The following is a 21,190-nucleotide window of genomic DNA, read 5'->3' as shown; positions in this document are numbered from 1 at the left end:
CCCACCGAGGAGATTCCATGCTCAGACCCAGACTGTCCGCCGCGCTCGCGGCGGTGTGTACGGCGGTCCTGACCGCCACTCTGCTCGCGGGCTCGGCCGCCGCCGGTGAACCCCGGAGCGCCGGTACCCCCCAGGCCACCTCCAAGGCCGCCCAGACCCCCACCACGAAGGCCGCCGGTGACAAGGTCGTCGGCTACTTCACCGAATGGGGCATCTACCAGCGCAACTACCACGTCAAGAACGTCGAGACCTCCGGCTCGGCCGCCAAGCTCACCCACATCAACTACGCCTTCGGCAATGTCACCGGGGGCAAGTGCGCCATCGGCGACTCCTACGCCGACTACGACAAGGCGTACGACGCGGCGAGCAGCGTCGACGGCCAGGCCGACACCTGGGACGCGGGCGCGCTGCGCGGCAACTTCAACCAGCTGCGCAAGCTGAAGAAGCTCCACCCGGGCCTGAAGGTGCTGTGGTCCTTCGGCGGCTGGACCTGGTCCTCCGGGTTCACCGAGGCCGCGAAGAACCCCGCGGCCTTCGCCCAGTCCTGCTACGACCTGGTCGAGGACCCGCGCTGGGCAGATGTCTTCGACGGCATCGACATCGACTGGGAGTACCCCAACGCCTGTGGTCTCACCTGTGACACCAGCGGCAAGGACGCCTTCAAGAACCTGATGTCCGCCATGCGCGCCAAGTTCGGTTCGTCCAACCTGGTGACCGCCGCGATCACGGCCGACGGCTCCTCCGGCGGCAAGATCGAGGCCGCCGACTACGCCGGCGCCGCGCAGTACGTCGACTGGTACAACCCGATGACGTACGACTTCTTCGGCGCATGGGCCGCACAGGGCCCCACCGCCCCGCACTCCCCGCTCAACTCCTACAACGGCATCCCGCAGCAGGGCTTCAACACCGACGCCGCCATCCAGAAGCTCAAGGGCCTCGGCATCCCGGCGTCGAAACTGCTGCTGGGCATCGGCTTCTACGGACGCGGCTGGAGCGGTGTCACCCAGGACGCCCCCGGTGGCACGGCGACCGGTGCCGCACCCGGCACCTACGAGGCGGGCATCGAGGACTACAAGGTGCTCAAGAACTCCTGCCCGGCCAACGGCACGGTCGCGGGAACGGCCTACGCCCACTGCGGCAACCAGTGGTGGAGCTATGACACCCCCTCCACCATCGGCGGGAAGATGGACTACAAGCGCCAGCAGGGCCTGGGCGGCACCTTCTTCTGGGAGCTCAGCGGCGACACCTCGAACGGTGAGCTGATCAAGTCCATCAACTGACCCCATACGCACCCCCTGACGACGCGGGCGGGGAGCCCTCACCGGCTCCCCGCCCGCTTCGTCGTGCGCCCCGGGCGAGGCGCGCACCGGGCAAAATCGGCAGGCCGACCGCTGCGACACGTTCAAGCGGGGTGCGAGGGGGCGCGGGGAGTGTATGCGGGGAGATCCCGCGGCAGCGCCGCGCACCCCCTGTGAACGCGCTCCATCCAGGGCTCGTACCCCAACGCGGCTTGTTCTGAGTATTGCGGGGCATCCGCCCCACAAGGAAATCTGAGCGCACGGGTGGCCCGCACCACCTGGTGCGCATGAACCAAAGGAACGAACATGAGCTCCGAGCAGTGCCCGAGCTGTGGCGGCCAACTCGCCGTGAACCAGGACGGGTGGAAGATCTGCCACTCTTGCGGCTATGCCTCCCCGCCCGGGGTCGTGCCCGCCCCTTCACTCCCCGCCCGTACCTGACCCGCCGACTGCTCCACCCGGCCCGATCCATGAAAGCCTGACAGCGCGAACCCCTCCACTCCGCCCCTCCGTACCGCTGAGCGAGGCACCATGGTCAATCCCTGGCTGGCGATGGCGTCCGGCACCGACCCCGCTGAGCGCACCCGCGCCGTGCGCCGCGCCCATGAGGCGTTCCTGACCGGAGAGGCGGTGGGTCCGGCCGTACGGCCGGTGGTGGCGGAATCCTGGCGGCGCTCGGCCGACGCGCGGGTCACCCAGGAGGGCAGCGCACCGATCGACCTGGCGGACGACGCGCTGGACACCTACCGCGCGGACCATCCGCTGGCCCGGGTGATGCCGCTGTTCCGGGAGCTGCTGGGCACCATCGCCTACGACGGGGCCCATCTGCTCGCGGTCTGCGACGAACAGGGCCGGCTGCTGTGGGTGGAGGGGCACGCGGGCGTACGCAACCGGGCCGAGCGGATGAACTTCGTGGCCGGGGCGCGCTGGGACGAGCGCCATGCGGGCACCAACGCGCCAGGGACGGCGCTCACCGTCGACCATGCGGTGCAGATCTTCGCCACCGAGCACTTCAACCGCACCGTGCAGCCGTGGACCTGCGCCGCCGCCCCCGTCCACGATCCGCACACCGGACGGCTGCTGGGCGCGGTGGACATCACCGGCGGGGACCATCTGGCCGCCCCGCACAGCCTGGCCCTGGTCCAGGCGACGGCCCGCGCCGCCGAGGCCCAGCTGCTCGCCGAGGCGCCGCGGACGCGCGGCCCGCGGATCTCGCTGACCGCGCTGGGCCGGGACGAGGCGCTGCTGGCCGTCGACGGGCGGCGGCTGCGGCTCGGACGGCGGCACAGCGAGATCATGGTGCTGCTGGCCGGCCATCCCGAGGGGCTGTCCGGCGACCAGCTGACGCTCGAGCTCTACGGCCCTCGGGCCGACGATCGCTCCCCGGTGACGCTGCGGGCCGAGCTGTCGCGGCTGCGCCGCCTGGTGGGCCCGCTGCTGGGCTCGCGCCCGTACCGGCTCTGCGGACCCGTGCGCACCGATCTGGCGGACGCCGCCGAGGCATTGGCCTCCGGTGACGCGTATACGGCGCTGCGGGCGTACCCGGGGCCGCTGCTGCCGCTGTCGGAGGCGCCGGGGGTGTGCCGGATGCGGCAGGTGCTGGAGGACGGATTGCGGCGCGCCGTGCTGTCCCACGGCGATCCGGAACTGCTGCGGCGCTGGGCGCAGACGCCGTGGGGCGAGGAGGATCTGGAGGTCGCGGAGGCGCTGCTGACCGCGCTTCCGGCCCATGCGCCGGGCCGGGCGGTCCCGGCGGCCCGGGTGCGGCGGCTGCGGGAGCTGTACGGACTGGGCGGCCTCGACCACGAAGACGGCGCGCTCCAGGGCGGCGGAGCCCACCACGGAGGGAGCGCCCGCCAGGGCGGCGGGGCCCGACGGTGAAGGCGTGCCCGCTCGGAAGTCAGGGCCCGGCGGCCGGGGCGCCCACCAGGAAGGCCGAGCTCTACGGCCGGGGGGCACCCACCAGGAAGGCCGGGCTCCACGGCAAGGGGACGGCCACCGGGACGCAACGTCCGCGCAACGTAACCGCCCCTAGCCTCCCCGTCGGCTCCGCCCGTGTCGGCGCGGGCGGAGCCGGGATGTGCCAAGCCGCGTCCCGGCAACGAGACCCACCACGCGTACACCACGGGAGGCCGCCCCATGACGCGTTTCGCAAGCCCCGGCTCCGAGGGCTCGGTCGTCAGCTATCAGCCGCGCTATGACCACTGGATCGGCGGGGAGTACATACCGCCGGCCCGGGGCCGCTATTTCGAGAACCCGACACCCGTCAACGGACAGCCGTTCACGGAGATCGCCCGGGGCACCGCCGAGGACGTCGAGCGGGCCCTGGACGCCGCCCACGCCGCCGCACCCGCCTGGGGCCGTACGGCGCCCGCGGAGCGCGCCTCGGTGCTCCTGAAGATCGCCGATCGGATGGAGCAGAACCTGGAGGCCCTCGCGGTCGCGGAGAGCTGGGAGAACGGCAAACCGGTCCGGGAGACCCTGGCCGCCGACATCCCGCTGGCCATCGACCACTTCCGCTACTTCGCGGGCGCGATCCGGGCCCAGGAGGGCAGCCTCTCCGAGATCGACCACGACACGGTCGCGTACCACTTCCACGAGCCGCTCGGCGTGGTCGCCCAGATCATCCCGTGGAACTTCCCGATCCTGATGGCCACCTGGAAGCTGGCCCCGGCGCTGGCCGCGGGCAACGCGGTGGTGCTGAAGCCGGCCGAGCAGACGCCCGCCTCGATCCACCTGTGGATGAGCCTGGTGGCCGATCTGCTGCCGCCGGGTGTGGTCAACATCGTCAACGGCTTCGGCGTGGAAGCCGGAAAGCCACTGGCGTCCAACTCCCGGGTGGCCAAGGTCGCCTTCACCGGGGAGACCACCACCGGCCGGCTGATCATGCAGTACGCGAGCGAGAACCTGATCCCGGTCACCCTGGAACTCGGCGGCAAGAGCCCGAACATCTTCTTCGACGACGTCTCGGCCACCGACGACGACTTCCTGGACAAGGCGCTCGAAGGGTTCACCATGTTCGCCCTGAACCAGGGCGAGGTGTGCACCTGCCCCTCGCGGGCCCTGGTCCAGGACGGCCACTACGAGGCGTTCATGGACGCCGCCGTGGCCCGTACGGAGAAGATCGCTCAAGGGCATCCGCTGGACACCGACACCATGATCGGTGCCCAGGCGTCCAACGACCAGCTCGAGAAGATCCTGTCCTACCTGGACATCGGCCGGCAGGAGGGCGCCCGCGTCCGCACCGGCGGCAGTCGCGCCGAACTCGGCGGTGAGCTGGAGGGCGGCTACTACGTCGAGCCCACGATCTTCGAGGGCGGCAACCATATGCGGGTCTTCCAGGAGGAGATCTTCGGCCCGGTGGTCGCGGTGACGCGCTTCTCCGACTTCGACGACGCGATCGGGATCGCCAACGACACGCTCTACGGGCTGGGCGCGGGGGTGTGGACCAGGGACGGCTCGACCGCGTACCGCGCCGGGCGCGCCATCCAGGCGGGCCGGGTGTGGACCAACTGCTACCACGCCTACCCGGCGCATGCCGCCTTCGGCGGCTACAAGCAGTCCGGGATCGGCCGCGAGACCCACAAGATGATGCTGGACCACTACCAGCAGACGAAGAATCTCCTGGTGTCGTACTCCCCGAAGAAGCTGGGCTTCTTCTAGACCCCGAAAAGGGCGCATGACCGGGGCCGTTTCCCGGCATGCGCCCTTCTCGCGCGCTCGTCGCCTATGGGCTGCGCGCGCTGCCGGTGGCATGGTGAGAGGGCAACGTTCTCGCAACGTGGCCGGAGGTTCGCTGGGCCCGGCCCCTGACCGCTCGGCGAGATGACCGGAGAGGGATCGCCCATGGACCGTATCGCGCTGACCCCGGCCGCGGCCGAGCTGATCCGCCAACTGAGGGCGGAGCACGGGCCGCTGATGTTCCACCAGTCGGGCGGCTGCTGCGACGGCAGCGCCCCGATGTGCTATCCGCTCGGCGAGTTCCGTACGGGCGGGTCGGATGTGCTGCTCGGGGAGCTGGAGGTGGACGGGGTCGAGGAGCCGGTGGGCTTCTGGATGTCGGCCTCGCAGTTCGAGCGATGGGCCCATACGCATCTCACGGTGGATGTGGTGCCCGGCCGCGGCAGCGGCTTCTCCCTGGAGGCCCCGGAGGGTGTGCGGTTCCTGATCCGCTCACGGCTGCTGGACGACGCGGCGAGCTGAGCGCGGCCCCATCGTCCGCATGGGCGCGAGGGGGCAGCCACATGGGCGCGAGGGGCGCCCCAAGGGCGTGCGAGGGCGGCGGACAACCATCTGCCCGCGCCCTCCCCCGGCGTCGCCCTCAGCTCGCGTCGGCCAGCGCCAGGGTGTGCAGCCGCTCGGGCGGGCCCGGGCGGGCGTAGTACCAGCCCTGGCCGGTGTCACAGCCCAGCCCGCGCAGATGCTCGGCCTGGACGGCCGTCTCCACGCCCTCGACCGTCACCGCGAGGTCCAGTGTGTGGGCGAGCGAGACGATCCCCTCGACGATCTTGACGTCGACCGGGTCGGCCGGGGCCCGCTGCATGCCCCGGGTGAAGGAACGGTCCAGTTTGAGGGTGCTCACCGGGAGCCGGCGCAGATACGACAGGTTGGAGTAGCCGGTGCCGAAGTCGTCCAGGGCGATGTCCACGCCCAGGTCGGCGAGTTGCCGCAGGGGCCGCAGGGCGCTCTCGTCGGCGCCGATGAGGTCGTTCTCGGTGACCTCCAGGCACAGCGCGCTGGGGCACAGCCCGGCGTTCTCCAGGACCGCCACCGTGTCGGAGACCAGCGTGGGATGGCTCAGCTGGCACGGCGAGAGATTGACGTTGACGCGCAGCGGCTCGCCGCCCTCGTCGTCGGCGTCGCGCCACTCGCGTGCCTGCCGGGCGGCCTGCTCCAGCACCCAGCGGCCGAGCGGGACGATCAGCCCGGTGTCCTCGGCGAGCGGGATGAACTGGTCGGGGCCGAGCACTCCGTGCACCGGATGCAGCCAGCGTACGAGCGCCTCCGCACCGCGCACAGTGCCGTCGGTGAGCCGTACCAGCGGCTGGTACTCGATGAAGAACTCGCCCTTCTCCAGGGCGGAGGGCAGCCCGTTGGTGAGGCTGTGGCGGGCGATCACCCGGGCGTTGGAGTCGGCGTCGGCGATCTCGTAGCGATTGCCGCCCGCGGCCTTGGCCCGGTACATGGTGATGTCGGCGCTGCGCAGCACCTCGGCCCGGCCGATCTCCCCGGCCCGGCCGTCGACCACCCCGATGCTGGCCCGGACCCGCAGCTCACGGCCCTCGACGCGGACGGGTTCGGCGAGCGCGGCGAGCATCCGGCGGGCCAGCGCGGCGCCGTCGGCCTGCGCCGCGGGGCCGGTGACCAGGGCGAGGAACTCATCGCCGCCGACCCGGGCGATCAGCTCGGCGGGGGCGTTCACACAGCCCTGGAGGCGTTCCGCGACGGCCTTGAGCATCCGGTCGCCGACGATGTGCCCGAGGCTGTCGTTGACGGCCTTGAAGCCGTCCAGGTCCAGGTAGCACACGCCGAACCGGTCGGCGTCGTCGCCGGCGGCCAGCACCTGGTCCAGCCGTTCCAGGAACAGGGGGCGGTTGGGCAGCCCGGTCAGCTCGTCGTGGGTGGCCTCGTAGCGCAGCCGCTCCCGTAGCCGCCGGTGCTCGGTGATGTCCTCGGCGAGGGCGAGCTGGTACTGCGGGGCGCCGCTGGAGTCGCGCAGCAGGGTGACCGTCAGATTGGTCCACAGCTCGCTGCCGTCGTCGCGGTAGTGCGGCTTCTCGATGCGGAAGTGGTCGCGCTCGCCGCTGACCAGCTCGCGGTAGAGCTCATGGGCGCCGGGTACGTCGTCGGGGTGGACGAACTCGGTGACGTTGCGGCCGGGGCGGAAGAAGTCCATCCCGCCGAACATCCGGGCCATGGCGTCGTTGACGACGAGCACCTCGCCGTCGAGTCCGGCGATGCCCACGCCGATGACCGCGCCCTCGAAGACGGCCTGGAACTTGGCCTCGCTCGTGTGCAGCGCCTTCTCGGCCTCGGTCCGGGCGGCCAGCGCGGCCCGGGAGATGGCCGCCTGCTCATCGCGCTCGCGCTTGCGCAGCTCGCGGACGAATCCGGCGGCGAGGGCGTGCTGGAGCCGCACACAGCGGGCGCGCGCCTCCTCGTCGGCCGGCGGCTCGTGGCCCGGCTCGGCGGACGGCCGGCGGGAGGGCGCGGCGGGCGTCGAGCAGGACACCAGATGGGCGTCGATGACGCCCAGGATGGCGGGCAGCGCCTCGGGCTCGGTGCAGTGGGCGTCCACCAGCGCGGCCCCGACGCCGTACGCGGCCTCGGTGTCGAAGGGGGAGGAGCGCAGGGCGGCACTCAACCGGTGGGCCAACGGCAGCAGATAGTCCTCGAACGCCTCGGGGGTCATCGTGGTGGCCGCCAGCGGGTGGACGGCCCGGCACCAGATGCCCGCGAAGCGCCTCAGCGGGTCGCTGTCCGTGGGGGCGGGGTGTTCCGCGGCGTCCCCGGCGCCGCGTTCACATCTCGGCCCGCCCGATTCGGAGGTCATATCGTGCGCTCCCCGGGGCGGCCGCGATGGGCTGTGGCCCTATGAGCTGTGTCCCGTTCGCCTGCCGCGTCCTCGCCTGTGGCGTCGGTGCCCTCCGGCTGCCAGTCCACGTCCTGCACTTCCTTCGCCCTCTTCCGGCTTCCGGGGCCGCCCTCGGGTCGTCCGCGTCCTCGGGGAAGTTGAGCACGACGAAGAGCGGCACGGCAACCCGCTGCTGAGGCGAGATTACTGATCAACCGTTCGATGAGGAAAGGAAAAACGGAAATCTTCAATCCGGATGCGATCATGAAGATGGGCGCCGCCGGGGGCCGACGAGCATCTGTCACAGGCATCTGCCAGCGGCCCAACCACCGCGTTGACCTCGGTCCTCCAGAGGGCGGGCCAGTGAAAGCCGGTCCTCGAAACCCCCTTCGGAGGCCGCGTTCTGGCGGGGCGCCAACCCCGCGTGTGAGCAGTCGAATTGGGAAATCCATCACGTCGGCGCGTCCGGGCGCCCCGCGCGCGTCGCGGCACAGGCGCGGACCTCCCGGCCCGCCCGCTCGCCCTCCGGTCCGCCCGGCGGGAAGCGGACCGGCCACCGCGGGGCCGGCCGTCCCGCCGTCCACTGCTCCCAGCGGATCGAAATCCGTGCGCCATTTTCACCCTCATGCGGTGAATTACCATGAATGGGGTACTCGCCGGGTGGATCTCCGCGAGGAGGCGTGAGGACGCACGGGACACATGAGGACGCACGGAGTGACCCAATGGCCCCACCAGGTGTCGCCCACGATCTGCTGCTGCGTCGCTGTCTGACCCTGTCCACCAGCTTCGACGGGGTCGACGGCCAGGACGAGGCAGGAATACTGCGCCGGGCGATGGCCCAGGTCAGCGCGGTCGGGGCGGGCCGCGCCGAGGCGGGATACCTACGGCTCGGCGAGGGTCTGGTCCGCTGTCCGGACGACGGCCCGCGCGCCACCGAGGCCCTGGACGCGCAGGTGAGGGAGCTGGCCGGACGGGACGGGCCGGTGCGGTTCCCCCGGCGGGCCTGGGGCTGGGCGTTCGGGCTGCGCGAGCGGGGCGGGCCGGATGAGCCGGACGGGCTGCACGGCGCCCTGGTGGTGAGCTACCGCGACCGGCCGGGCGAGGACGAGCGGCTGTTGCTCTCCCTGCTCGTACGGCAGACGGCCGCCGCGCTGTCCGCCGCCGCCGCGCACCGCCGTGCGGACGCCGCGCGCCGCCGTGAGCGCGTGCAGGCCCAGGAGCTGCGCCGGGCGCGGGACGAGCGGGAGGCGATACGGCGGCGGCTGGACTCCTCGCTGACCGACCTCTGCCAGCTGCGCGAGGTCCATGACGCCCTCGCCCGCTCGGCCGCCCACGGCGACGGCGAGGACGGGATCGTCCGGACGCTGTACCGGATCACCGGGCTCGCGGCCGCCGCCGAGGACCGGTTCGGCAACCTCAGGGCCTGGGCGGGCCCCGGCCGCCCGGACCCCTATCCCAAACCCGATCCGGCGCACCGCGAGGAGCTGCTGCGGGAGGCCATCCGCCGGCCGCGCCCGATGCGGATGCGGGACCGGCTGGTGGCGGTGGCCGATCCGCGCGGTGAGGTGCTGGGCGCGCTCTGCCTGGTGGACCCGGACGGCCGGGCCGATGAGCGGGCCGTGCGCGCGCTGGACCACGCCGCGACCTCGCTGGGCCTGGAGCTGGCGCATCTGCGCGAGCTGGCCGAGGTGGAGCTGCGGCTGCGGCGGGAGCTGGTCGACGATCTGCTCTCGGGCACGGACGACGCCGGTGCGTACGCCCGCGCGGAGGCGGTCGGCCACGATCTGCACGGGCCGCACCATGTGATCGTGGTGCGCTGGACGGACCGGCCGGCCGACGATGTCTTCCTCAAGGCCGTGAGCCGGGCGGCCACCGGCCTCGGCCTGCGGATCCTGCCCGCCCTGCGCTCGGACACGGCGGTCCTGGTGGCCCAGGGCGCACCGGGCGAGCGGTCGCTGCACCCGGCGCTGAGCCGTGAGCTCGGCACGGACAGCGGGGCGATCGGGGTGGGCGCCCGCTGTGCCACCCCGCACGAGGTGCCCCGCTCGTACCAGGAGGCGCTGCGGGCGCTGGAGGTGCGCCGCTGGTCGCACAGCGCGAACGGCATGACGCTCTACGACGACCTGGGGCTGTACCGGATCCTGCGCACCGGGAACGACCACTGTGAGGTCGAGCGGTTCGTCCGGGAGTGGCTGGGCCCGCTGCTGGACTACGACGCCCTGCACCACACGGACCTGGTGGAGACCCTCTCCCAGTACTTCGACCGCGGCGGCAACTACAGCGAGACGGCCGCGGCGCTGGTGATCCACCGCTCGACCCTGCGCTACCGGCTCCAGCGGATCCGCGAGATCGGCGGCAGCGATCTGGCGGACGTGGACAGCAGGCTCAACCTCCAGGTCGCCACCCGCATTTGGAAGATCATGCGGAGCGGCCCCGAATGAGCGAGCCGTCGCCGGGTACCCGTGTCCGACGCGACGGCACCATACGACGAGGCGGGATCGGCGATGAGCGACAAGAACGAGAGCGTGGCGCGCACTCTGCTCGACCAGCAGGGCACGACCTTCGCCGCCGAGGCCGGGATCAAGCTCCGCGACGCCCCCGGCCCGCTCTACCAGCTGCTGGTGCTCGCACATCTGCTGTCCGCGCGGATCAGGTCCGATATCGCGGTCGCCGCCGCCCGCGCCCTCTTCGACGCCGGGATGCGCGACCCGCGGCGGATGGCGGAGGCCGACTGGCAGCGGCGGGTCGACGCGCTGGGCGAGGGCGGCTACCGGCGCTACGACGAGCGGACCGCCACCCAGCTGGGGGAGGCGGCCGAGCTGGTGAACCGGGAGTACGGGGGCGATCTGCGGCGGATGCGGAAGGCCGGGGACCCGAAGAAGCTGCTGCGAGGAATCAACGGCATCGGGCCGGCCGGGGTGAACATCTTCCTGCGCGAGGCGCAGGGCCTCTGGCCGGAGTTCGCCCCGTACTTCGACCGCAAGGCGCTGGAGGGCGCCGAGCGCGTCGGACTGCCGAAGAGCGCACGGTCGCTGGCGGGGCTGGTGGCCGAGGAGGACCTGCCCCGGCTGGCCGCGGCCCTGGTCCGCGTCGCGCTCCACGCGGACGCCGCGCGGGAGGTGCGCGCCGCCGCGTAGTGCGCTCAGATGTGGACCTGCCCGGCAGGGGCCTCGGGTCCGCTCACCGACGTCCGGGGAGACCCGGGCGCCCCCGGGCCCGTCCCCGCCCGGTCTCAGCGGATACCGAGCTCCTTCAGCACCCGCCGCTGGGCGGCGCTCGGCTTGGCCGGGAAGTAGAGGTAGCAGACGCCTCCGGTGCCGGAGACCACCTTGCCGTTGGCGTCGTACCGCTTGGTGCGCAGCCAGATGTTCTCCCACTGCCGCCGTGAAGGTCGGGTACCTGCCTGTTTGTTGTCTCTGCGCGCCCTCTGAGGGCACTACCTGCTGGGATTCCTTGAGGCGAGTGGAGACAGTTAGAGATGAGTGGCGACGCATGAGCCTCCCCAAGTGCTCCCCTGGGCCGCAATTCTCCCCACAGGCTCCCCAGCAGAGATGCCCCCAGCCAAGCCGTCTACGGCCAGATGAGGCACCCGGCAGGCGCCTCGTGTCGATGTCTACGGCTCACACCGCCCCAGTCGTCCAGGCTTGTATTCGCGGCCGGTGCGCTCCGCGTAGCGGCGTCTCTCATCCTCAAGCTCAAGGACGCACCGCTCGCAGACACGGACTTCGTAGTGGTCGCCGGCGGGTGGGGTGATTTCGGCGAGCAGGATGGTGGGGGTGCCGGTCTTGGCGCACCGGAAGCAGGTCCCGGTGGCCCATGCGTAGAGACTGAGGATCTCTCCCCTGTCCATGGTTGTCTCCTGGAGGCGTAGCTGCATCACGGTTCTCCCCCTGCCCAGCAGTGCTGCGACCATCCTGTTTTTCACTCGACCGTGTGAACGTGTGTGCGATTTTAGGGTGCACTGCCCTTCCCCTGCGGCGATGCCAACGGAGGCTCCGCAAGGTCTCAGTCGTCGATCATTCGACGCTATCTTCCGGCCGGAAGATTTTCGAGCCCTCCGTAGCGTGACGCCTTCAAGATCGTCCGCTGCTGGGGGCCTGCTAAATGGGTGGAGCGCCGTACCAGCGGCTCGCCGCCCACCTCCGGAGCCTCATCCAGGACGGCGACTGGCCGCCCGGCTACCGCATCCCCTCACACGCCCAACTCCAGGCCGAGTACCGGGTCGGCCGCGGCGTAGTCGAGCACGCCATACAGCAGTTGCGACGCGAAGGACTCCTTGAGGGCGTCCGCCGCGCCCGGCCCTACGTGGCCTACCCTCCGGCTGTGCGCACCCTCGTCTCCGTCGACGTCGACTGGCCCGTGGGGCGGGATGCGAAACGGGCCGACAGTCGACCGCTCGCAGACGGAGACCTCGCCGCCCGTCTCGGAGTGCCGCCACGGACGCGGGTCACCCGCCAATCGGTGGAGTTGGTTGACGAGTGCGGTGTCACGGTGGGGCTGTGTACGACATGGCGGCGCAGTCGGCGCAGGGGGCATGCCTCGTACCGGTGTGAGATCGTGGCGCATCAGATCACTGCCGCGGAGGCCGAATTGACGGGTCTTGCTGCTGGTGCTGCCGCCTGGATGCTTCAGCGTGTTCGGTATGCCGCGGATGGTCTCCCCGTTGAGGTAGCTGATTTGGTCCTCCCCGTTGATCGGTGGCGCGTGCGGGTGTAGGACCCGGTGTGGCGCTTGAACCGTTCTGGGGTTGAGTGAACCACGGCATATTCACACCCCGAGTGAATTGGTGACAGCCTGCCTAACCCCTGGCCAGAGGTGTGGTCGGGCAGATCGGGCTGCACGCCCACAGTTGCACGCCCTGGGCGGCGCCGAGGAAGCGGCATGTGTAGAGCGTGGCCCCGCAGAGGGCGCATGCGCGGCCGGCGCGCTGATCGGGGCCGAGCCGGTCCAGGTCGGGGAGATCATTGAATTCGGCCCATACGTAGCCGCCTGGGTCGATGCCGCAGTGGTCGGTGTCGGCGAGGGCGAAGTACAGCATGCGCCCCTGCCGGTTGGTGAGCTGGGCGGGCAGGTCGGACTCGATCCGGGTGCATAGCCCGTCCGCGCTGACCCGCGGCTCATTCCCCGTGATTGCGGTCAGGGTGGCGGCGAGGGCTTCGATTCGGGGGCTGCTGTTGTGGCGTGGCCGGGCCGTAGGCTCCGTCATGTCTGCCTGCTCTCTCCAGGTGGTCCATGCCCCCGGGCCGGTCGCACGGTTGCGGGGGTCAAGCATCGTACCGCTATGCAGTGCGGTGCGTAGCGGTGCAGTGCGGTGCACCGCCCTCTGGAGATGTGCCCTGCTGGGGGCCGCTTTACGTTGCTGACATGAGCGAAGATCGCGAACCGGTGGTGGATCCGGCTGCGGCTGCCTACGTGTACATGCAGGTCGCGGACCATGTGGCGTGGCAGATCCGGGCGGGTCGGTTGCAGCCGGGGGCGCGTCTGGCTGGTGAGCGGGATCTGGCGCAGGAGTATGGGGTGTCGATCGCGTCGATACGGCGAGCCGTGCAGGAGCTGCGGGAGCGGGGGCTGGTGACCACCCTGCCCGCGAAGGGCACGTTCATCTCGGAGCCCAAGCCGGACGCCTGAATCGGGGGCCGTTGTCACAGACGGGTCGTAGTCTTGTTCGCATGCCCGAGACCCCTGCTCCCCCGCCTCTCGCGCCTGCTGCTGCGGCGAATGAGGCGATCCGGCGGTTCATGGAGGAGCGGGCTGGTCGGCCACTGTTTGATGCTGAGCGGGCGGAGTATGCGCGGCTGGTGGTGGCGTGGGCCTCAGCCCAGCGGGGCGGGCTACCGGAGACGGCTTGACGTGCCGCCGCCCCGCCGGTTCGACGGGGCGGTGCTCCGAGTAGCTGCGCAGCCCACGCAGGAAATCGGATAGATGACCCCATGGTACGAGGGGCGCCGACAACGCCGGGGCGCGAAGCGGCCCCCGCCGACGGGGGATGCGGCGGGGGCCAGAACCAGTGTGGCACGGCGGTCAGCGGCGGAGGGCCTTATCGGGTCGGCACACGTCGCACCGCACGACGACCTTGCGGGCGAGCCGCTCCACGGCATCCTCGGTGGTGATGCGCTCGTGGGAGTCGCGGGCCTGCCAGCAGTCGCGGCGGTGCAGGCGGCGGGCGGGATCGTCCTCGGTGTACTGGTGAAGCTTCTCGATCACCCACTGCCGCCCGGCGATCGCCCCATCGACGGGCACGCCGCTGTAGTCCTCGCCGGGGATCGGGGTGATCTGGCCGCTCGGGACGCTGATCGGGGTGGGTGCCCCGGTGACCTTGGTGCGGCCGTCGGGGTGCTGGTAGCGGGCCGGGAGGATCGCCTCGCACTCCGCCCACCAGGCGCCGTCTGGGGTGCGGGTCCACTGGGTGAGGATGACGTCCAGCTCCTGGCCGTCCGGCATGGTCGCCCGCGCCCACGGCCCGGCCTTCGCGCGCCACTCCTCCACACTCACCGTTCGATTCTAGTTCGAATACCCGGATGGGGGCTGACCAGGGGCACACCCCGCCACACGGCCCTACCGTCGACGCATGAGGGCGATCTGGAGCGGCACAATCAGCTTCGGAATGGTGGCGCTGCCCTGTCAGCTCTTCACCGCTACGGAGGAGCACGGCCCAGGGCTCCACACCGTGCATGCCGCCTGCGGAGGACGCATCCGCCACCGGCGCGTCTGCGAACTCGAAGGCATCGAAGTCCAGCAGACCGATATCGCCCGAGCCTGGGAAGCCCCCGACGGCCGACAGGTCATCCTCCGCGACGCCGACTTTGAAGCCCTGCCGCTGCCCACCAAGCACGTCATCGAAGTGCTCGGCTTCGTCGGCACCGAAGAGGTCGACCCGATCCTCTACTCCCGTCCCTACTGGATCGGGGCTTCCGGTGCCGGCGCCCAGCGGCCCTACGCGCTCATGGTCGAAGCCCTCTCCCGCAGCGGCCGCCTCGCTATCTGCAAAGTCGCCATCCGCAGCCGCGAGCGCCTCGCCGCTCTCCGACCGCGGCACGGCATGCTCCTCCTACAGACGTTGCTGTGGCCCGAGGAACTGCGCGACCCCGGCGATCTCTCCTCCCCCGCACCGCTCACCGACCGGGAGCTCGCCATGGCCGAGGTGCTCATGGATGCGCTCGCCGGAGTCGACATCGACCAGCTGCATGACGAGTTCACGGCGGCGCTCAACAGCCTCGTGGACGCCAAAGCTTCCGGGGGCGAGCTCACCGTGACGCCCGAGCCGGCGCCCGCCATCGACCTCATGGCCGCCCTGGAGGAATCCGTGCGCGCCGCCAAGCGAGCGCGCGGCGAGGACACCTGAGCTGAACTGCGTCACTCGCCGGAACCTGGGCACACGAGGGTGGACCTGAGGGGGGAATCTCCCGAAGGAGCATCGTCGTGATCAAGAAGCTGCACGATATCGGCCTGCGCTCGGAGCACGCCTACACCGCTGCTGTCGCCTCCATCGGCCTGTCCGTCCTCACCTGGGCCGCCTCGCTCCGCGCCGAGCCCGGCAGGGGCCTCGACCGCGCCGACCGGTGGGGCATCTTCGTGGGTGAGTGGGCTCCCACCTTCTTCGGTCTCGGTCTGGCCCTGTCTCACTACGAGCAGGAAGAGGGCTCGCTCATGGGGAAGGCACACGCAGACGGGGCACGGAAGCGGGACGTGGTAGGCGCATAGGGCCGCCGACAGCACGACGCCCCCTGCCGAAGCAGGGGGCGTCTCCGCGGATTCGGTGAACCTTGACCGTCAAGCGGCTCCGGCGTGCGCGTCCTGCCGTGGATCCAGTGTGGCACGCGGCGCTGACACCTGTCGGCCCTCCCGTGGGGAGGCCGGGAGGGACGAACGCGCCCCGCCCCGTGAGGGGCAGGGCGCATGAGGGGGCACCGCCTGGGGGCAAGCGCCCGCGCCCCCACAGGATGAACCCGGATCGGCTGGCCGGGGAAGGGGTCGGACCGCGATCGTCCGGGGCGACGTAGCGCATAACGTTCCCTTAAGCGCTATGAGTTGATCTCCTTTGGGCCCCGCCCTGACCGCCGAGGGCGCCCGCCCTTGTTGTGGCGGTCCCAGGTCTTCCCCCATTCCTCCACCTGATCAAGATCCCACACGCGGCCAGCCCGGCTAGCGGCGATCGGCGCCGGGAAGTCTGCCCGTTTGGCCAGAGTGAAGGCGCGCTGACGGCTTACACCCAGGAGTTCGCCAATCTCTGTGAGGCCGCCCGTGCGTGCAGGTGTGGTCATGCAGGCATCATCCCGGTTTCCCGATGCGCCGGTCAACGCATTGCCGCACGAAACCTGTTGACAGTGTCAGCAAGATAGGAGGACACTGGTGTCATCGCCAAGGAGTAGACCCCGGGAGTAAGCGATGAGCGCGAAGACGGTTCACCTCAACACCACGACCGATGTCGTCGCGTACATCGCGGCCACCACTGCCCAGGCGATCGCCAACAAGGGCGTCGACGAACACGACCTGGAAACCGTCATGCACCGCATGACCTCAGACCGGGTGCTTTCCCAGATCCGCGCCGCATACCTGCGCCGCGCCCAGGCTGGCCAGCACCGCCCTACCGCCATCACCAAGATCGGCGTCGGGCTCATCACCGAATACCGCACCCACTACGGAATCTGAGAGAAGAGTCCGCCGTGCACCTCACCGAGATAGCGGGACTCGTCGCCCGCAGGAGATGGACCGATCGCGAGCAGTGGACCACCTGCCACCTCGGAAGCCTGAGGGTCGGCGCCGTATTCGCGCTGCCCGACGAACGCCCCCTGCGCCCGGTCGTTCTCGCCGAGGCCCCCCGTCGCGAGGACGTCCCGGATCACATCTCTCCCCACATGAACAAGGAGAGCGCGGGACTGCTGATCGGAGAAGCCCGCTACCTCGACACCGGCGAGCCCACCGACTTCAAGCTCCGCGCGGACACGTCCGTGCTGACCCGCTGCGACCTGCACTACACGACCAACGCCCGCTAGGAGAACCACACATGCCCTGGAAGCCCCACCTCACCTGGACCAGCAACAGCGACACGATCCACAGCACCCGTCATGATGGCGAGATCTACCACCTGTGGCAGCACGGCACCCGCCCCGACGACTCGGGCCGCACCGGCTACGGCTGGTTCCTCCACGGAGACGACGGTAGTGGCCAGCCCCGCCAGGACTACGAGCTGAGCCTGACTCTCGGCTCGGTGCTCACCCGCGCCCGACAGAAGGCCGAGCTGCTGATCCTCGGCTGGCAGCCCGTTCAACGGGAGCGGGCAACCGGTCGTGAGCAGTGGCGCTCCCCGAATGGGGGTCTGGCCCTGTTGACGGATCTACTGAGCGGCCAGGTCAAGCACTGATGACCGACGGTCTCCCCACCCAGCGAGCCGGGCAGTCGATCGCGCTGCCCGGCTCGGACCTGTTCGATCGGGTCTGGAAGAAGCTCACCGACGACCTTGGCGTCGTCCAGGTCGCTCGCCACGGACAGGAGCGCACCTACAAGCCGCGCGCCGAACTCCTCGCGGAAGCCGTCACACCCGAGACGTTCGTGATGATCCTCGACTGGCTCACCTCCACCCGCCGCGGAGCCATCACAACCAAGCGAACCTACGTCGACGACATCCGCCGCGTCTGGGCCGCCTACGCTCAAGAGATCGGCCACGAACGGTTCTTCCTTGGCTGCTTCACCGCCGACCAGATCCGAACCTGGCGACTCGACAAGGAAGGCGAGGGCATCGCCCGCACCACCATCGCCCGGTACCTCAACGCACTGTCCTCGCTCCACACCTACGCCGCCGAAAAGATCGACCTGCCGAAGAACCCCGTCACCCAGGACGACCGGCCGAAGGTCGACAAGGCCAACACGTCCACGTCCACCCCGGTCCTGGAAGTCGAGGAGATCCAGGCCGTCGCTACCCAAGCGGACAACGAGTTCGACCTCCTCGTCGTCTCGCTCCTGTACGCGCTCGCCGGACGGGTCTCCGAGATGTGCGCCGCCAACGTCACCGACCGGATCGAGCGCGGGCGCCGCTCGTATCTCGACGTGACGAGGAAGGAGCACAAGGAGCGCATCCTCCCGCTCCCCCTGTCCGTCGCTGAGATGCTCGACGCCCACACCACGGGTCGCTCCGAGGGACCACTACTCCTCGACTCGGAGGGGAACCGACTCGACCGGCACGACGTGGCCCGACTCCTCACCCGGTTGGGGCGCAGGGCGCGCGTCCTCACTTGCGGGAACGTCGACGGCCCAGAGAAGCACTCGTTCGCCAAGTGCAAGGTCTGCCGGAAGCTCACTCCTCATGTCCTGCGAGCCAGCCGCATCACGCACATGCTCGACGCTCACGTCGACCTGGCCGAGGTACAAGCGTTCGCCGACCACGACAACCCCGCCACGACCGTCGGCTACTGGGACCGCCGCAACAAGGGGCAGCGGAACGCCGCGCATGTGGACGCGGCCGAGGCCGTGTTCGCGGACATTACACCGAAGTTCCGGCAGGGCGCCTAACTCCGCGCAGCACGCCGCCCCGCCTGAGGAAAGCAGGCGGGGCGGCGTCGTGTCAGGGTAGACCGGTCAGCGTGCGAGGACCACCATCAGCTCCTCTCTCGTCTCTGAGGATCCAGCCCAGCAGCAAGCGGCCCTGGCTGGGGGTCGGCTCCGGCTGGGGCGCCCCGTCCTTGCGGCACACAAGGGCGTCGGGGTCGTAGCTCGGCGCCTGGGGGCTGTACCCGTCGGGGCAAGTCGGGCCGGCGGGGCCGACTGGGCCGCGTTCGCCGGGATCCCCTTTCTCTCCCGGATCGCCCTTGTCGCCCTTCTCGCCTGGCGCCCCGTCCTGGCCGTCGGCTCCAGGGGCTCCATCCTTGCCGGGGGTGCCGGCGGAACCGTCCTGGCCAGGCTCGCCCGCCTTGCCGTCGCTTCCGTCTCTTCCATTGCGGCCAGGGTTGCCCGGGTTGCCCTTGTCGCCCTTCGGGCCGGGGATTGGTACCGGCACCTCGGCCCGGTCCGGGAGGTCTTCCACGGCTTTCGTCGGGTCGGGTGCGACCGGCGTCTTGCCTTCGGCCTTGAGCTGTGCCCGCAGTTGCCGCACGTCGGTGGCGAGGGTGCTGACGGCGGTGCCGCGCAGGTCCGCCTCGGTGGCGAGCTGATCGCCCCGGTTCGACTCGTGTTCGATCCGCAGGAATGCGAGCGCGATCGCGCCGCCGAGGAACAGCAAGGCGGAGGCAATCCACAGGAGGTGTCGGCGGCGGTACAGCATGCGCTCGGCGCGGGTCATAGTTGCCCCCCGAGCTGGGCCACCACGGCTTTGAGCCGCGCGACTTCGGCTCGCTCGGCCGCGAGTTCGGCACGTGCGGCTGCCAGGTCGGCGCGCAGTTCCTTGCGCTCCTCCTGGAGTTGGTCCGTGAGGTTGTTGTAGCCGCCGATGACTCCGCCCTCCCGGGCTGCCCGGTTCGCGCCCTTGGTGCCGTACATGGCGGCCACCGCGGCCACGGGCGAGGCAGCCAGTGCGGCTATCGCCGTGACCATGGCGGCGTCCATGAGGCGCCCTCCGGGTCGCGCAACGTAGGCAGGATCAGACGCCGGGGGCGGTCGAGGCGCTGTTCTTGTCGCCGACGATGCGGGCGGCGAGCCCCTTGAGGAGGCTGCCCGCGGCGGCTATGCCGGCGGTTCCGACGCCCTGCCAGAAGCTCAGGTGGAACATGTCGGCGGGTCCGGAGGCGAGGGCGACGCCTGCGGAGGCGGTGAGGAAGGTCCACACGACGCGCTCGCCCAGGTCCTTGGTGTAGGTCTGGGCGGTCTTGCCGAGGGTGGTGAGGTTCGACATGGCGGGTTCCTTATCTGGTGATGGTTAGGCGGTGACGGTGAAGCCGTGCTTGGAGCCGAGGCGTTCGAGGGGGGAGCGGCCGGGGATGCCGTCGGCGTCCTTGCCGGTGTAGCCGCACTTCCTCTGCCAGGCGGCGTAGGAGGCGACGGTGGTGGTGCCGTAGTGGCCGTCGGAGTAGGTCTTCGAGAGGAGTCCTTCGTCGACCAGGGCTGCCTCGACGGTCTTCACGCCCGTGTAGGTGACGGGCTGGCCGGACGCCTTCGGGTTCGACTTGGCTGCGGCGATGAGCTGCGACAGGTCGACCTTCGGCTTGGCCGGGGTGGGCAGCGGTGTGGTCGGGGGCTTGCTGCCGAGTCGCTTCGCGACCGCGGCGAGGACCGTGTCCCAGTCCATCCCGGGGCCGCGCGGGTCGACTTTGCCGGGCTGCCAGTCGAGGTGGCGTAGCGCGGACCGGGCGCCCCAGCCGTGCTTCCGGCAGATGGCGGTGATGACGCGGACGATGGCGTCGATCTGGGCGTCGGGCCAGGGGTCGTGTCCGTCGCCGAGGTTCTCGCATTCGAAGCCGTAGAAGGCGCGGTTGCCGTCCACTGTGGCCTCGTTGTCGGCGGGCGGGCGACGCTCGGCGATGACGGCGGCAAGGACGTCCGGGTCGCCGAGTCCGGCGTGGTTGGCGCGTCCGTAGCCGACGAGGTGCACGACGCCGTCCTTGGCGATCATGCCGTGGCAGAGAGGTCCGGGTAGTGCGGAGTACCCGTCTCGCACGATCTTGACGGTGTCCGATGTTCCCTTCGTGACGGTGTGGTGGATCATCACGCCGTGCACCGGCCCCCACGGGCCCTTGGAGTTGCGGTTGTGGGTGCGCCAGTTGTTGTGCTCCTGCACGCGCACGCCCTCGGCTCGGAGTGCGGCGAGGAAGGCTGCGGCGGTGAGTGGTGTGGCCATGCGGGTCTCCCTAAAGACGTCTCCTTCGAATCGTAGACTGTTGCACTACTTTTTCCTACGAATCCAAGGCATAGAGGTATTCTGGCGGAGGGTCACGGTCCGACCCTGTGGCGGGGCATGGCCTCGCGGGGGCACGCCCCCCCCCCCCCACACCCCCCCCCGGGGCGGGGACGGATGGGGGTTTTTTGCCGGGGGCGGGGGGGGGGGGTGGGGGGGGCGGGGGGGGGCCGGAACCCCCCAAAGCCCCGCCCGCAAGGCGGCCGTTGCACGCCAAGCCGCCGCCACCGCGGCGGCAGCCACCCGCGCGACGCGTATCTCGGCGGCGCGCGATGCGGCTGGCCTCGGGGACTTCTGGTTCCCGATGCGCCTGTCGCACGCGCACCCACTGGCCGGCCGAGCGCCCGCTGAACGGCCCCGAGTACGACGAAGCACCGCCCACAGCGCGGCGTCCAGCACCCGCTCCAACTCGACGTCGGCGGACCCGGACCCGGGCACGATCCGAATACGGCGAGGCGCGTGGACACGCCGCCTCCGGGCCGCCCCCAACACGGCCAA

Annotated in this window: 23 protein-coding genes and 1 pseudogene; 15 read left to right on the top strand and 9 right to left on the bottom strand. The window is 70.7% G+C overall.

Annotation, left to right across the window (positions count from 1 at the left end; all coding sequences use genetic code 11):
* The first annotated feature begins 17 nt into the window (after nt 1-17).
* The 5 genes from NQU54_RS15290 to NQU54_RS15270 all read left to right on the top strand — a co-directional run bounded on the left by NQU54_RS15290 (nt 18) and on the right by NQU54_RS15270 (nt 5,501).
* Nucleotides 18-1,280: a glycoside hydrolase family 18 protein gene (locus tag NQU54_RS15290; RefSeq protein ID WP_257631536.1), complete on the top strand. Its 1,263-nt coding sequence runs from the start codon at nt 18-20 to the stop codon at nt 1,278-1,280.
* Nucleotides 1,281-1,604: 324 nt separating this feature from the next.
* The gene (locus tag NQU54_RS15285) at nt 1,605-1,739 is read left to right on the top strand and encodes a hypothetical protein (protein WP_257631535.1); all 135 of its coding nucleotides are present in this window, start codon (nt 1,605-1,607) and stop codon (nt 1,737-1,739) included.
* A 90-nt stretch (nt 1,740-1,829) separates the two neighbouring features.
* On the top strand, nt 1,830-3,179 hold the full coding sequence (locus NQU54_RS15280) for a GAF domain-containing protein (RefSeq protein WP_257631534.1): 1,350 nt from the start codon (nt 1,830-1,832) through the stop codon (nt 3,177-3,179).
* 258 nt (nt 3,180-3,437) lie between these two features.
* The gene (gene adh, locus NQU54_RS15275; protein WP_257631533.1) at nt 3,438-4,961 is read left to right on the top strand and encodes an aldehyde dehydrogenase; all 1,524 of its coding nucleotides are present in this window, start codon (nt 3,438-3,440) and stop codon (nt 4,959-4,961) included.
* 183 nt (nt 4,962-5,144) lie between these two features.
* The gene (locus NQU54_RS15270) at nt 5,145-5,501 is read left to right on the top strand and encodes a DUF779 domain-containing protein (RefSeq protein WP_079153532.1); all 357 of its coding nucleotides are present in this window, start codon (nt 5,145-5,147) and stop codon (nt 5,499-5,501) included.
* A 118-nt stretch (nt 5,502-5,619) separates the two neighbouring features.
* Here the strand turns inward: NQU54_RS15270 and NQU54_RS15265 are convergent, their stop codons facing one another.
* A complete protein-coding gene (locus NQU54_RS15265) occupies nt 5,620-7,851 on the bottom strand; it encodes a putative bifunctional diguanylate cyclase/phosphodiesterase (RefSeq protein ID WP_257631532.1) in 2,232 nt (743 codons plus the stop codon).
* A gap of 743 nt (nt 7,852-8,594) precedes the next feature.
* On the opposite strand from NQU54_RS15265, the gene NQU54_RS15260 reads away from it, so the two are divergent.
* The gene (locus tag NQU54_RS15260) at nt 8,595-10,313 is read left to right on the top strand and encodes a PucR family transcriptional regulator (RefSeq protein WP_257631531.1); all 1,719 of its coding nucleotides are present in this window, start codon (nt 8,595-8,597) and stop codon (nt 10,311-10,313) included.
* A gap of 63 nt (nt 10,314-10,376) precedes the next feature.
* Nucleotides 10,377-11,009, top strand: a complete 633-nt coding sequence (locus NQU54_RS15255) for an HhH-GDP family DNA glycosylase (RefSeq protein ID WP_257631530.1) — start codon at nt 10,377-10,379, stop codon at nt 11,007-11,009.
* Between the two features lie 95 nt (nt 11,010-11,104).
* Here the strand turns inward: NQU54_RS15255 and NQU54_RS15250 are convergent.
* Both NQU54_RS15250 and NQU54_RS15245 read right to left on the bottom strand, forming a co-directional pair.
* A pseudogene (locus tag NQU54_RS15250) lies at nt 11,105-11,257 on the bottom strand (peptidase C39 family protein); the annotation flags it as partial.
* A gap of 228 nt (nt 11,258-11,485) precedes the next feature.
* Nucleotides 11,486-11,722 (bottom strand): hypothetical protein, encoded by a 237-nt coding sequence (locus tag NQU54_RS15245; RefSeq protein ID WP_257631529.1) that lies wholly within the window; start codon nt 11,720-11,722, stop codon nt 11,486-11,488.
* A 254-nt stretch (nt 11,723-11,976) separates the two neighbouring features.
* On the opposite strand from NQU54_RS15245, the gene NQU54_RS50090 reads away from it, so the two are divergent.
* Complete coding sequence (locus NQU54_RS50090) at nt 11,977-12,588, top strand: GntR family transcriptional regulator (protein WP_372505887.1); 612 nt, start codon at nt 11,977-11,979, stop codon at nt 12,586-12,588.
* A gap of 82 nt (nt 12,589-12,670) precedes the next feature.
* On the opposite strand, the gene NQU54_RS15240 is transcribed toward NQU54_RS50090, so the two are convergent.
* Nucleotides 12,671-13,078, bottom strand: a complete 408-nt coding sequence (locus tag NQU54_RS15240) for a hypothetical protein (protein ID WP_257631528.1) — start codon at nt 13,076-13,078, stop codon at nt 12,671-12,673.
* A gap of 158 nt (nt 13,079-13,236) precedes the next feature.
* Here NQU54_RS15240 and NQU54_RS15235 point away from each other — a divergent pair, with 158 nt between their 5' ends.
* Nucleotides 13,237-13,500, top strand: coding sequence for a winged helix-turn-helix domain-containing protein (locus NQU54_RS15235; protein WP_257631527.1), 264 nt, complete (start codon nt 13,237-13,239; stop codon nt 13,498-13,500).
* Nucleotides 13,501-13,893: 393 nt separating this feature from the next.
* On the opposite strand, the gene NQU54_RS15230 is transcribed toward NQU54_RS15235, so the two are convergent.
* Nucleotides 13,894-14,364, bottom strand: a complete 471-nt coding sequence (locus NQU54_RS15230) for a DUF6233 domain-containing protein (protein WP_257631526.1) — start codon at nt 14,362-14,364, stop codon at nt 13,894-13,896.
* Between the two features lie 76 nt (nt 14,365-14,440).
* Between NQU54_RS15230 and ku the strand changes: the two genes are divergently transcribed.
* From ku to NQU54_RS15200, 6 genes are all read left to right on the top strand, one after another.
* On the top strand, nt 14,441-15,214 hold the full coding sequence (gene ku / locus NQU54_RS15225) for a non-homologous end joining protein Ku (RefSeq protein WP_257631525.1): 774 nt from the start codon (nt 14,441-14,443) through the stop codon (nt 15,212-15,214).
* Nucleotides 15,215-15,291: 77 nt separating this feature from the next.
* Nucleotides 15,292-15,573 carry a hypothetical protein gene (locus tag NQU54_RS15220; RefSeq protein WP_257631524.1) on the top strand — a complete coding sequence of 94 codons (282 nt, stop codon included), beginning with the start codon at nt 15,292-15,294 and terminating at the stop codon, nt 15,571-15,573.
* Between the two features lie 684 nt (nt 15,574-16,257).
* Nucleotides 16,258-16,521, top strand: coding sequence for a hypothetical protein (locus tag NQU54_RS15215; RefSeq protein WP_257631523.1), 264 nt, complete (start codon nt 16,258-16,260; stop codon nt 16,519-16,521).
* Between the two features lie 14 nt (nt 16,522-16,535).
* On the top strand, nt 16,536-16,865 hold the full coding sequence (locus tag NQU54_RS15210) for a hypothetical protein (protein WP_257631522.1): 330 nt from the start codon (nt 16,536-16,538) through the stop codon (nt 16,863-16,865).
* An 11-nt stretch (nt 16,866-16,876) separates the two neighbouring features.
* A complete protein-coding gene (locus tag NQU54_RS15205; protein WP_257631521.1) occupies nt 16,877-17,233 on the top strand; it encodes a hypothetical protein in 357 nt (118 codons plus the stop codon).
* The gene (locus NQU54_RS15200; protein WP_257631520.1) at nt 17,233-18,378 is read left to right on the top strand and encodes a tyrosine-type recombinase/integrase; all 1,146 of its coding nucleotides are present in this window, start codon (nt 17,233-17,235) and stop codon (nt 18,376-18,378) included. Before NQU54_RS15205 ends, NQU54_RS15200 begins: the two co-directional genes overlap by 1 nt.
* A gap of 52 nt (nt 18,379-18,430) precedes the next feature.
* Here the strand turns inward: NQU54_RS15200 and NQU54_RS15195 are convergent, their stop codons facing one another.
* Genes NQU54_RS15195 through NQU54_RS15180 form a run of 4 tightly spaced genes read right to left on the bottom strand, consistent with a single transcriptional unit; the run spans nt 18,431 to nt 20,635 of the window.
* Nucleotides 18,431-19,144, bottom strand: a complete 714-nt coding sequence (locus NQU54_RS15195; protein WP_257631519.1) for a collagen-like domain-containing protein — start codon at nt 19,142-19,144, stop codon at nt 18,431-18,433.
* Nucleotides 19,141-19,407, bottom strand: a complete 267-nt coding sequence (locus NQU54_RS15190) for a hypothetical protein (RefSeq protein ID WP_257631518.1) — start codon at nt 19,405-19,407, stop codon at nt 19,141-19,143. Before NQU54_RS15190 ends, NQU54_RS15195 begins: the two co-directional genes overlap by 4 nt.
* Before the next feature lie 34 nt (nt 19,408-19,441).
* The gene (locus tag NQU54_RS15185) at nt 19,442-19,693 is read right to left on the bottom strand and encodes a hypothetical protein (RefSeq protein WP_257631517.1); all 252 of its coding nucleotides are present in this window, start codon (nt 19,691-19,693) and stop codon (nt 19,442-19,444) included.
* Nucleotides 19,694-19,717: 24 nt separating this feature from the next.
* Nucleotides 19,718-20,635 (bottom strand): N-acetylmuramoyl-L-alanine amidase, encoded by a 918-nt coding sequence (locus NQU54_RS15180; protein WP_257631516.1) that lies wholly within the window; start codon nt 20,633-20,635, stop codon nt 19,718-19,720.
* Nucleotides 20,636-21,190 lie beyond the last annotated feature (555 nt).

The sequence above is a fragment of the Streptomyces malaysiensis subsp. samsunensis genome (assembly GCF_024519315.1).
GTDB classification, from domain to species: Bacteria; Actinomycetota; Actinomycetes; order Streptomycetales; family Streptomycetaceae; genus Streptomyces; species Streptomyces malaysiensis.
Note: the sequence above shows the minus strand (reverse complement) of the source record. Positions and strands in the feature narration are given on the sequence as shown.

What these genes read in the sequence shown, in the direction of transcription:
- NQU54_RS15215 (WP_257631523.1), top strand. Translation starts at nt 16,258, where the DNA reads ATGAGCGCGAAGACGGTTCACCTCAACACCACGACCGATGTCGTCGCG.
- NQU54_RS15285 (WP_257631535.1), top strand. Translation starts at nt 1,605, where the DNA reads ATGAGCTCCGAGCAGTGCCCGAGCTGTGGCGGCCAACTCGCCGTGAAC.
- NQU54_RS15205 (WP_257631521.1), top strand. Translation starts at nt 16,877, where the DNA reads ATGCCCTGGAAGCCCCACCTCACCTGGACCAGCAACAGCGACACGATC.
- NQU54_RS15235 (WP_257631527.1), top strand. Translation starts at nt 13,237, where the DNA reads ATGAGCGAAGATCGCGAACCGGTGGTGGATCCGGCTGCGGCTGCCTAC.
- NQU54_RS15185 (WP_257631517.1), bottom strand. Translation starts at nt 19,693, where the DNA reads ATGTCGAACCTCACCACCCTCGGCAAGACCGCCCAGACCTACACCAAG.
- NQU54_RS15240 (WP_257631528.1), bottom strand. Translation starts at nt 13,078, where the DNA reads ATGACGGAGCCTACGGCCCGGCCACGCCACAACAGCAGCCCCCGAATC.
- NQU54_RS15290 (WP_257631536.1), top strand. Translation starts at nt 18, where the DNA reads ATGCTCAGACCCAGACTGTCCGCCGCGCTCGCGGCGGTGTGTACGGCG.
- NQU54_RS15245 (WP_257631529.1), bottom strand. Translation starts at nt 11,722, where the DNA reads ATGGACAGGGGAGAGATCCTCAGTCTCTACGCATGGGCCACCGGGACC.
- NQU54_RS15200 (WP_257631520.1), top strand. Translation starts at nt 17,233, where the DNA reads ATGACCGACGGTCTCCCCACCCAGCGAGCCGGGCAGTCGATCGCGCTG.
- adh (WP_257631533.1), top strand. Translation starts at nt 3,438, where the DNA reads ATGACGCGTTTCGCAAGCCCCGGCTCCGAGGGCTCGGTCGTCAGCTAT.
- NQU54_RS15265 (WP_257631532.1), bottom strand. Translation starts at nt 7,851, where the DNA reads ATGACCTCCGAATCGGGCGGGCCGAGATGTGAACGCGGCGCCGGGGAC.
- NQU54_RS15270 (WP_079153532.1), top strand. Translation starts at nt 5,145, where the DNA reads ATGGACCGTATCGCGCTGACCCCGGCCGCGGCCGAGCTGATCCGCCAA.
- NQU54_RS50090 (WP_372505887.1), top strand. Translation starts at nt 11,977, where the DNA reads ATGGGTGGAGCGCCGTACCAGCGGCTCGCCGCCCACCTCCGGAGCCTC.
- ku (WP_257631525.1), top strand. Translation starts at nt 14,441, where the DNA reads ATGAGGGCGATCTGGAGCGGCACAATCAGCTTCGGAATGGTGGCGCTG.
- NQU54_RS15260 (WP_257631531.1), top strand. Translation starts at nt 8,595, where the DNA reads ATGGCCCCACCAGGTGTCGCCCACGATCTGCTGCTGCGTCGCTGTCTG.
- NQU54_RS15255 (WP_257631530.1), top strand. Translation starts at nt 10,377, where the DNA reads ATGAGCGACAAGAACGAGAGCGTGGCGCGCACTCTGCTCGACCAGCAG.
- NQU54_RS15280 (WP_257631534.1), top strand. Translation starts at nt 1,830, where the DNA reads ATGGTCAATCCCTGGCTGGCGATGGCGTCCGGCACCGACCCCGCTGAG.
- NQU54_RS15190 (WP_257631518.1), bottom strand. Translation starts at nt 19,407, where the DNA reads ATGGACGCCGCCATGGTCACGGCGATAGCCGCACTGGCTGCCTCGCCC.
- NQU54_RS15180 (WP_257631516.1), bottom strand. Translation starts at nt 20,635, where the DNA reads ATGGCCACACCACTCACCGCCGCAGCCTTCCTCGCCGCACTCCGAGCC.
- NQU54_RS15195 (WP_257631519.1), bottom strand. Translation starts at nt 19,144, where the DNA reads ATGACCCGCGCCGAGCGCATGCTGTACCGCCGCCGACACCTCCTGTGG.